Here is a 9,626-nt window from a genome sequence, read left to right as displayed (position 1 = left end):
CCCACGATTGTCGCGCTTCTCCCCATCTTCCACCAACTCCGTCGAGATCGTTCCCATCCACCGAGACTACCGCATCCCGCCTCAACCGCCTACGAGGCACCTGTTCGGACGTTTACACATGATTTCACCCTAAACGACGAAGTCCTGCACGCAAGCGCCGCGAGCGCGGCGTCCGAGCACACCTTCGGCGCTTCGCGCGGCGCGCGAGTGAAAGTGACGGGGAAAGGGACGGAGCCGGCGAAAAGCTGAAAGGATGGCGGTCGGGACGACCGCCGCTACCAGGCTCTGGGCTCTAGGCTCGCCGCGGCGACGCGGCGCCTACGACGGCCGCTACCTGCACTTTCAACTCTCAACTCTGAACTCTCAACCTTCCGTCCCATCTCCCATTTGCTCGTCGCTCTGCCCGGTGGGCGCCCGTGCTCCTCACCCTTCCGCTCCGCTCCAAGGCAAAACGCTCCGCATTTTGCCATCTCAGCCTCACGGCTTCGTCCCATCTCCGCCGCGGCAAAGCCGCGGCCTGGTTCGCCTCCCGGCTCCGTCACCGTCAACTCGCGCGAACGCGCGCAGGGCGACGTGCGCGGGTGCCTTTTGGGCAACGAGCGGAGCAGATGCGCGCGGGTTTATCCAAGTTCCATCAAGGACGTCACCCGATCGTCGTTGAACCGTTCCATTGCCTCTCTATTTCGTCGCAAGATCGTTTCGATTTCGCGGGTCGGACAGTTGCCCATCGAGACCATGACGAGTTTTGGCGGCGCGCCGTGAACGATCGACAGCTCACGAAAGTCGTCGTCCTTGGTCACGATGGCGAAACCATGCGTGGCGGCAAAGGCCTAGACCGTGCGGTCATCCGCGCCCGTCAGGCCTAAATCGCGCAAATGGCCGGAGCCTGGAAAAACGTCCACCAAGCGTCGCACCAGGCTTTCCGACAGATTTTCGTCGAACAGCAATTTCACGCCGCATGTGACGCATACGTGCGTCGGTCACGCTCGGCCACGAAAGCGAAACAGGCGAGAATGTCCTCGTGCGTGAGATCCGGGAAATCGTTCAGGATTTCGGCTTCTGCCATCCCTGAGGCAAGGTAACCGAACACATCATACACGGTGATTCTGGTATCGCGAATGCACGGCTTGCCGCTCCGTTTCCCCGGCGTCACAGCGATACGATCCAGCAGGCTCATAGAGTGCCATGATGAAGAAAGCGGGACACAGAGCAAGCGCAGCGCGCTCCGCGCGAGTTTAGGTTTAAAGTGTAGAGTTTAAGGTGGGGGCGACCGTCGTCCCGACGGCCATCCTCGAAACACACGAAAACGTACCGAGGAATCCGGATTAAGCGCGAAGGACGCGGAGACGCGCGAAGGTGGCGAAGGACGACAGATCTGAACCACGGATTGCACAGAATGCACGGATCGGGCGAATGGATCCCGAGCTTTGAACCACGAAAAACGAAGGCACGGAACGCCGCTGCGACGCAGCGGCGAGTTGAGACGGAGCCGCGAGGCGTATGAAGCCGAGAGGCGAAAATGGTCTGCGCGAATGCGCTGGCCCTGAAGCGAAGCGAAAGGGTGAAGAGCACGGGTGCCCACTGGGCAGGGCGACGAACAAATGGTCGCACCGAAGGTGCGGCCCTGGAGCGCAGCGGAAGGGTGACGTGAGCGGTCGCCCGAATCGGGCAGCGAACGGAGCAAAACTAAAGTGAAAGGGGCGAACGGCCAAGACGTCTCGGAGAGACGTCCCTACCTAGCGATCGGGACGATCGCCGCTACCGCGCCGCATTTCGCGGCACACCCCATCTCCTATCTCCTATCTCCTATCTCCTATCTCCGCCGCTGCACGGCAGCGGCTTCGATCCCGAGCGCCGCGAGGGAGCGGACGACTTCCTCGAACCCCGGGTCGCCGCGCAACTGCTCGAAGGGCCGGTCGCTCGTGACGCGGACGAAATACTGTTCCTGGCTCCCCGCCCACGCGTAGTGCAGCATGTCGCGCCACCATTTCACCACGCTTGGCCGGCGGTTGAAGCCGCCGCCGTAATCGTAGAGTTCGTCGCCGACGAGGTGCCAGTAAACGACGTAGTGCGGTGCACGCTCGCCCGGCGGCACGAAGGTCCGCCAATACGCCGGCTTCAGCGGTCCGTCCGCCGTGGCCCAGTTTTCCGGGAAACGTGACTCCGTGCAGGTCCAGCCGTTCTCCGACCAGCAGCGGTCGGGCGTATGCGAGGCGACTTTCTCCATCGGCATCCGCCCCGGCGCCCAATACGCCACATACACGCCGAACTCGACGCCGCCGCGGCGGTAAACGCGGTTCACCATGTCGTCGTAGTTCAGCGTTTTTTCCGCCGCCGTGCTCACGAGCTCGGTCGGCCCGAGCGGCAGATCCGCCGTCGCCCAGCCGGCGACACTCCGCGGAACCCGGTCCGTAAGCCCGATCGGCCGCGCCGGACTGGTGACGTCGCCCTGCTTCACGTCGCGCAGGCGCACGAGTTGCAGGCCGATGCCGCCGGCGAGGACGAGCGCGACCGCTAAAAGGATGAAAGGACGAAAAGATTTAGGATGAACCACGGAAGAGGCGGGGCGCGCTCCGCGCGAGTGAAAGTGACGGAGCCGAGAGGCGTAGATGGCAAAATGCGGAGCGTTTTGCCCTGAAGCGAAGCAGAAGGGCGACGTGAGCGGGTGCCCTTTGGGCAGCGAACGGAGCAAAGGGAAAGTGTCGGAGTGGCTAGAGGCGAGAGGCGGTCGGAACGCCGAGCGCCAGCGCGTGAACCGCGAAGGAACGCGAAAACTCGCGAAGGAATTGAAGGTAGGGACGGTTCTCCGAACCGTCCTGGGTTCGACGGGCGAATTCAGGATTGGTCCACGGAATACACGGAAAGCACGGAACGCCGCCGCGACGCGGCGCCTACGATTGCCGCTACCTGACTCTCAACCCTCAACCCTCAACTCTTAACTCTGTACTCTCAACTCGCGTCGCACGCGCTGCGCGTCAGCGCGTCACGAGATGCTTGAGCGCTCGGAGCTCGGAGATCTCGATATCCGCGGCTTCGTGGGGCGCGGCTTCATAATCGCAGTGTTCACCACCCGGGCGCCGCAGCCGCACGCTGCGCCAGCCCAGCGCACGCGGCGCGAGGAAATCCTTCCTGGGGTTGTCGGCGATATACACGAAACCCTGCGCCGGCCGTTCGCCCTGCCCCATTACTTCCTCGAACGCGCGTCGCGATGGTTTCCAGAACTCCCGTCCCCAAGCATCCGTCAAAATGATCTGCGGCACGATTTCGGCGAGTCTCACCGCCTGCACCTTGTTTTGTTGGGAGATGAGCGGGCCGTCCGAGATCACTGCGAGGTGAAAGCGCTCCTTCGCCCACGTGAGCACGTCGGCGGCGTCGGGCTGCAAGTCGAGCGTGGGCACATGTGCGCGATAGATTTGGACGAGTTGAGCGATCCGTTCCGGCGTCGCGTCCAGCCCGCACGCGGCGAGCGCTTCGTTGAAGATCTTTCCCCGGATTCCGGCCGCGAAGCACGCCAGCGCCGCCGGCGCGAAACCGGCCGCGTTCCAATTCGAGTTCACCCACTCGCCAACGACTGCGAACCCGCTCGCCACGTAATCGCGTTCGGCGATCAGCGTATCGTCGAGATCGAAGACCAGAGTATGGATGTTCCACATTTTTCGGAGATCGGGAGCCGCGCTACCGCGGGGAGAGCCGAGAGCGTTGCCCACGGAATACACGGAAATCACGGAAGAACCCGAAGTTTAGAACCACGAAACACACGAAAAACACGAAAGAGCACGGAGGAATCCGAATTAAGCGCGAAGGACGCGAAGCGGCAAAGCCGCTGCTGGATCCGACTCTCATCTCTCAACGCTCAACTCGCTGCAATGCGGCGATCCGGCGCCTACTACCATCGCCATCAGCTCCGCACTTTCAGGAGCCGCTTGCCTCTTTGAACACGGCGGCGTCGTAGCGCAGCATAGTGATGCCCTCGCGCCAGTTGTCATTCCCGCTCGACGGGAGTCCGGTCACTTCCTCGAGGAGCCATTGAGCGAACGGCGCTCCGGCGCGGTCGGCCAGCGGATATCCGCCGCCGAAACGCGCGTTGAGCTCAAACACACCGGCTTCGCCGCGCTCGTTGAGAATCGCTTGGAAACAAAGGGCGCCGCGCGCGCCGGGCAGCGCCTCGGCGATCTTGTGGGCGGCGTCGATTAACGCCGGTAACCGCTCGGTTCGGCCTTTGCTGACCTCGCCGCCGCGGGTTTCAATCCGCCAGTGTGGTACGGCCGTGCGCAAACGACCGCTCGCATCGAAAAACAGGTTCACCGTGTATTCGCGACCGAACCACTGCTCTTGGGCGAGGTAGTCGTCGCGCTCCTCACTCGCGCGTCGCGCCTCGTCGACGGTCTTGACGATCTTCAGTCCAACGGAGCTGCTGCCGCTGATCGGCTTGAGCACGACGGGCCAGCGCCAATCCCCCGGAGCGTGCAGCAGATCCGCCAATTTGGCCGTGCGCGGCACGGTGACACCGGCCGCCGCAAACACCTCCGCGGTACGCAGTTTGTCCCGTGCGATGCCAACGACCTCCGGAGACGAAACCGCCACACGTGTGCCCAGCTTGGAAAACTCCTCCGCATGCGCGGCCAAGATCGGCAGCTCCGTATCGATCGTAGGAACCAGAAGCGACACATGCTCGCGCTCACAAATGTCCAAGAGCGTCTGAACGAAGCCTGGCTCGGTGCACCGCGGCACCGAAAAACTATGCTCGGCTGCTTGGCAGGCTGCACTCAGCTCAGGTCGCAGGTCCGCCGCCAGCACATCCAGCTTCAGGCCGAGTCGTTCCGCGGCAGATCGAAAGCAGCCGATCAGTTCGACCCGCCGGCCGGCGGACGAGAGCAAAACCCGTGGTGGTACTACATCCATGAAAATCTCAGCGCTCCTACTGTGCGCCTCAGAATCATTACAGGGAAAAGTGTGCCAAACACATGCCCAAGGTCCTGTCGAAGGCTGATACTCTTCACGTATTGTAGATTCATCGCGACCTTCCTCGGAAAAATCGTCTCCCGGTTATAGCGATCGGGGTCTGGCACGCTCCTGAGGAGCTCCGCCTCGTTCGCAAACGCCAGCGTCGCCGGTCCGGTGATTCCCGGGCGCACGGCGAGGATGAGTAGATCCTGGCCGGACAGCTTGTCAGCGAATCCGGGCACATCCGGGCGCGGGCCGACCAGGCTCATCTCACCCCAAAGGACGTTCCACAACTGGGGCAGTTCATCCAAACGCCACCGCCGCAACCACGCGCCCAGCTTCGTCACCCGCGCATCATTCGCCACCGTCACCGGGCTGTCATTTCGCTTCCGCACAACCATGGTGCGGAACTTCGCGATCCGGAACGTTCGACCGAAACGACCGATCCGTTCCTGCCGGAACAAGCACGGCCCGCCATCGATGACGCAGATCAGGGCCGCGATAACCAAAAGAGGAGCGGCGATAATCAAGAGGCCAACGCCCGCGACCACGATATCCAGCACCCGCTTGCCGGTTCGGACGTAAAATCCCGAAGCCAGATACTCGAACGGTCGATGCTGAGGCGGGCCGTCGGCCCGGTGCATCTCGGGCCGGGACGGATTGGTGGCCCCGCCCGAGCGCATAAAGCCCAAGCCGTAATATATACACTCCGCGATGAACGGCATCACGTCCGATGCCCTGAAATCGTCGAAGACCACCCCGGGACGCTTCGAATATAAACGCTTCGGCAGCTCGAGGAGCGACGACACCGACAAGCTGGAAAGGTCACGGATCAGCGCAATCCCCTCGCCCACCAGCCACAAAGCCCGCACGGGTTCGGGACGTCCGGGGAAATAGCGCGCGAGGTCCGACTCTCTTCTGGCCAGCCCCACCGCCGCCGCCGGGAAATGAAAGCCGTTATCGACCGCGAGACGCACAGCGCCCCACAACCGCGGATTAATCTCCAGCAGAACTGCACGCCCGCTCTTCCGGTCCCGGATGAAATCGCAATGGCCGATCCCGGACCACCCCAGCGCCGCCGCGAGCTTCACCACCTCGCGCTCAGGCTCCCGCCAGTCGCTGGGTTCCCGAAACACGCTCGTGCCGAGCGCCCCGTCCTTGCACCGCAGGTATCGCTCGGTGAAGGCGGCGCGGACCTCGCCTTGATCGGCGATGAAACAGCACCCGTAGACCTCGCCGTCCGCGAACTCCTGAAGCAGCGGCCACGCCTCGGCTGGCAGGTCGGCAGCTTGTACAAACTCAGCCACGGCGGCGACGGCCTCGGCCAGATTGGAGACGACGCGCACCCCTTTGCTGCTGTTGCCCCGGCGGGTTTTGACGACGAGGGGGAAACCGAGTTGTTCGCACGCCTCGCCGACTTCTTCAAAATTCGGCGGAGCCTTCGTTAGCGGCACTCGCACTCCCGCACGTTCGGCGGTCAGGACCGTCTCGTACTTGTCACAGCCGAGACGCAAATGCGCCAATGGGGGCGCCGCCACCCTGACGGACGCAGGTAGCAGATCGGCATGCTCCAACAGGGCCAGCGCGTCTTCATGGCCGGGCAAAACGACATCGATGGCCCGGTCGCGACAAATCTCTGCCACCGCGGCGGCATAGCCTCTCGGCTCCAAAAAAGGATCCGGCACGAGATCGAATCCGGACGAATACTTCGAGAAGCGAGCCATCGCCAGCGGGCTGGCATCGCAGACAAACACCCGGTGCCCGTGCTTTGCCAGATCCTCGACGGCGACGAACGCCGTGCGACACCAGCCATAGGTAACGAGTACGGAAAGCTTCGAGGCTTGTGCCGCCGGTTTCCTCACAAGAAGCCCAGCACCATCATTGCACTACGTTTTGCACACGCTCTATCGCCGCGGCAAAACTCGCCTCAAACCTGTCCACGCCGCGGCTGAAAGAAAGCTCCCGCGCGTAATAGGCGTGCCCACGCTGCCCCATCTGGCGGCGTGCTTCCGGCGTCAATTTGCTGCACGCCAATACTGCTTCCGTAATCGCGGTCACGTCCTCCGACGCAAAGCAGAGGCCGGCCTCCGCCTCCCGCACCAAGACAGCCGCATCGCCTTCCACTCCCATGAGAATAGGTTTTCCGGCAAACAGGTAAGCCTGCGTTTTGGAAGGAATCGTAATGGAGAACAAAGGGTCCCGCCGCAAATGAACCAGGAGAGCGTCGGCCACACTCGCCAACTCCGCCGCCTCGCGTCCGCTGCATTTGGGCAGAAACTGCACATTGCTCAGCCCGGCCGCCTTCGCCTGGAGCGAGGATACCTCCACACCACCGCCGACAAAGGTAAAGAGGACCTGCGGCGCCATGACTTCTATCTGTCTCGCGGATTCAATAACCGCGTCCAAAGCCTGCGCCTTGCCCATCGTTCCGGCAAACAGGACATTGAACTTCCCGGCGAAGCCAACCCGCTGGCGCAGGGCGTCGGATTGAGCTTCAGTCATGGTCATCGCGTGTTCGTCACACCAATTGTGGATCACATCGATTCGCGAAGAATCGACGCCCAACCGCGTGAGGTGCTGCTTGAAGCCGTGCGACAGCACCGTAACGCGATCCGCACTTCGATAGGCGCCTCGACACAAGTGCTTCAAAAGCCAACCGGCGCCGGGATTTTTCATCATGCGCGAAGCGAACACCGACTCCGGCCACAAGTCCTGCACGTCGAGCACGACCGCGGAGCCACGCAGCGCCCGCAAAAGTCGCCACGCGGCGCTCAACGTCACGAGATTGTAGACATAGATGACATCGGGGCGACGAGTCACCCACGGTCCGTAGGCAGCCGCAGAGCTGGCGAAACTAAGGTAGTTCGCCATCCGACGGGCGGAGGACAGGTCGTGGCTCGGGTAAAGCGGCGCACGATGCACCGTGATGCCGTCCATTTCCTCACGTTGGAACGCCCTGACCCGATAGCCCGGATAGACGCGGCCTCCCGGATAGTTAGGGAAGCCTGTCAGCACCTCGACTTCGTGGCCCCGATCCCTGAGCGCTTTCGCAAAGGGCAGCCCCTTGAACATGGGCTCCGGCTGAAAAAACTGGGAGAGTAGCAGTATCCTCACCGCGGAGTGTCCCTGACCGCCCCTCCATCCAAACGCCAGAAATCCGGCGGCAGGCGAAAATCGTCCGACGCCGCGTCGCCAATCTTTCCGGAGGAAAAAATCATCAGTGCCGAACCGGGCTCAATCGCCATCGTCGCCGCATAGCAGCCAGGAGGAATTTCCAAAATGGCGGGGGCCGTGGCTTTGAGCGTAAAACGTTCAGGCGTTATGTCCGGTACCGGCCGTTCCCAATCCGGCGGTGCCACGACCCCGACCTCGAACGCTCCCTGAATCGCCAGAAAGAATTTCCAATCGCGGCGGTGTCCGACCCAACCGCGCACCTCCCCTGTCCGCGCCGGCCGGACGATGTAACCGCGATCGACGTGTTCAAACGTGAAATCGTTGATGTGCCTGACTTCGCCGCGGCTGTCCCGAAACACACCGCCTTCTATGAGGCGAGCCCGCGGCGTCACGGGTCCTTTCGCCATACCGTACGGTTCACGTAATCCGTATAGCTGACAATGATACGGACGACTTTCTCCGAGACATTGGGCATGCTGTAGTCCGCGACTGGCCGGAGCGTGCGATTGGCTCCCCGGCCCTGTTGTTCGATGATGCCGAGCCCGGTCTTCACCTTCGCATAGTTCATCCCGACCATCATTACGGAAGCCTCTTCCATCCCTTCCGGACGCTCGTGGGCCTCGCGAATATTCAAGGCCGGGAAGTTCAAGATGGAAGACTCCTCGGAGATAGTGCCGCTATCGGACAGCACCGCGCGGGCGTGCATCTGCAATTTGACGTAGTCGGAAAAGCCCAACGGCTTCAGCAACTCGACGCGTTCATCGAACACAATTTTTTCAGCCTCGAACCGCTTCCGAGTCCGCGGATGGGTGGAAACGATCACACGCTGGCCGTAGTCGCGTGCCAGACCATTCAGGATCTCCGCCAAACCGGCCAGCTGGCGGGGCGAATCGACATTCTCCTCCCGGTGCGAACTCACCACGAAATAACCGCCCTCTTTGAGGCCAAAGCGGGCCAGGACATCCGAGCGATCGATCTTCGGACGGTAATGAGTCAAGACCTCGAACATCGGACTTCCCGTCTTGATCACCCGGTCGGGCGGCAGACCTTCCCGCAGGAGGTATTCTCGCGAGATATCGCTGTAGGGAAGATTGATGTCGGAGATGTGATCGACGATCCGCCGGTTGATTTCCTCCGGCACGCGCTGATCGAAGCAACGGTTGCCCGCTTCCATGTGAAAGACGGGAATCTTCCGTCGTTTGGCCGCATAGGCCGCCAAGCAGCTGTTGGTATCGCCCAACACCAGCAGGGCGTCCGGCCGCTCCTGCTCGAGAATCGCGTCGGTGCGCACGATGATGTTGCCGACCGTCTCCACCGCCGTTCCCCCCGCCGCTTCGAGAAAATGATCCGGGCGGCGTAACTCCAGATCCTCAAAGAACACCTGGTTAAGCTCGTAGTCGTAGTTCTGTCCGGTGTGGACCAATCGGTGTTCGGTGTACTTGTCCAGCGCCGCGATCACCCGGGCCAAGCGGATGATCTCGGGCCGGGTGCCAAGAATGGTCATTACT

General features: G+C 62.2%; 8 protein-coding genes and 1 pseudogene. All 9 read right to left on the bottom strand.

The features are described from left to right. Positions 1–620 precede the first annotated feature (620 nt). A pseudogene (locus AC6RV7_RS21070) lies at positions 621–953 on the bottom strand (DUF5615 family PIN-like protein). Next, positions 950–1,177, bottom strand: coding sequence for a DUF433 domain-containing protein (locus tag AC6RV7_RS21065; protein ID WP_500096182.1), 228 nt, complete (start codon positions 1,175–1,177; stop codon positions 950–952). Before AC6RV7_RS21065 ends, AC6RV7_RS21070 begins: the two are co-directional and overlap by 4 nt. Before the next feature lie 636 nt (positions 1,178–1,813). Then, positions 1,814–2,554: an exosortase-associated EpsI family protein gene (locus tag AC6RV7_RS21060; protein WP_500096181.1), complete on the bottom strand. Its 741-nt coding sequence runs from the start codon at positions 2,552–2,554 to the stop codon at positions 1,814–1,816. A gap of 421 nt (positions 2,555–2,975) precedes the next feature. Continuing rightward, the gene (locus AC6RV7_RS21055) at positions 2,976–3,653 is read right to left on the bottom strand and encodes an HAD family hydrolase (RefSeq protein ID WP_500096180.1); all 678 of its coding nucleotides are present in this window, start codon (positions 3,651–3,653) and stop codon (positions 2,976–2,978) included. A gap of 259 nt (positions 3,654–3,912) precedes the next feature. Next, on the bottom strand, positions 3,913–4,878 hold the full coding sequence (locus tag AC6RV7_RS21050) for an ATP-grasp domain-containing protein (protein WP_500096179.1): 966 nt from the start codon (positions 4,876–4,878) through the stop codon (positions 3,913–3,915). A 14-nt stretch (positions 4,879–4,892) separates the two neighbouring features. Further along, positions 4,893–6,806, bottom strand: a complete 1,914-nt coding sequence (locus AC6RV7_RS21045; RefSeq protein ID WP_500096178.1) for a sugar transferase — start codon at positions 6,804–6,806, stop codon at positions 4,893–4,895. 16 nt (positions 6,807–6,822) lie between these two features. After that, complete coding sequence (locus tag AC6RV7_RS21040; RefSeq protein ID WP_500096177.1) at positions 6,823–8,016, bottom strand: glycosyltransferase family 4 protein; 1,194 nt, start codon at positions 8,014–8,016, stop codon at positions 6,823–6,825. A gap of 38 nt (positions 8,017–8,054) precedes the next feature. Continuing rightward, positions 8,055–8,525 carry a cupin domain-containing protein gene (locus AC6RV7_RS21035; RefSeq protein WP_500096176.1) on the bottom strand — a complete coding sequence of 157 codons (471 nt, stop codon included), beginning with the start codon at positions 8,523–8,525 and terminating at the stop codon, positions 8,055–8,057. Continuing rightward, on the bottom strand, positions 8,507–9,622 hold the full coding sequence (gene wecB, locus AC6RV7_RS21030; RefSeq protein ID WP_500096183.1) for a non-hydrolyzing UDP-N-acetylglucosamine 2-epimerase: 1,116 nt from the start codon (positions 9,620–9,622) through the stop codon (positions 8,507–8,509). The genes AC6RV7_RS21035 and wecB overlap by 19 nt, the downstream gene beginning before the upstream one ends. Between the last annotated feature and the right edge of the window lie 4 nt (positions 9,623–9,626).

It is taken from the genome of Opitutus sp. sgz309028, assembly GCF_059821195.1.
The sequence above is the reverse complement of the archived record's forward strand: the minus strand, read 5'-3'. Positions and strand labels throughout refer to the sequence as shown.

Bases quoted from the DNA above. Each gene is read 5' to 3' on its own strand.
- AC6RV7_RS21065 (WP_500096182.1), bottom strand. From the start codon at position 1,177: ATGAGCCTGCTGGATCGTATCGCTGTGACGCCGGGGAAACGGAGCGGC.
- AC6RV7_RS21055 (WP_500096180.1), bottom strand. From the start codon at position 3,653: ATGTGGAACATCCATACTCTGGTCTTCGATCTCGACGATACGCTGATC.
- AC6RV7_RS21040 (WP_500096177.1), bottom strand. From the start codon at position 8,016: ATGTTCAAGGGGCTGCCCTTTGCGAAAGCGCTCAGGGATCGGGGCCAC.
- AC6RV7_RS21035 (WP_500096176.1), bottom strand. From the start codon at position 8,525: ATGGCGAAAGGACCCGTGACGCCGCGGGCTCGCCTCATAGAAGGCGGT.
- wecB (WP_500096183.1), bottom strand. From the start codon at position 9,622: ATGACCATTCTTGGCACCCGGCCCGAGATCATCCGCTTGGCCCGGGTG.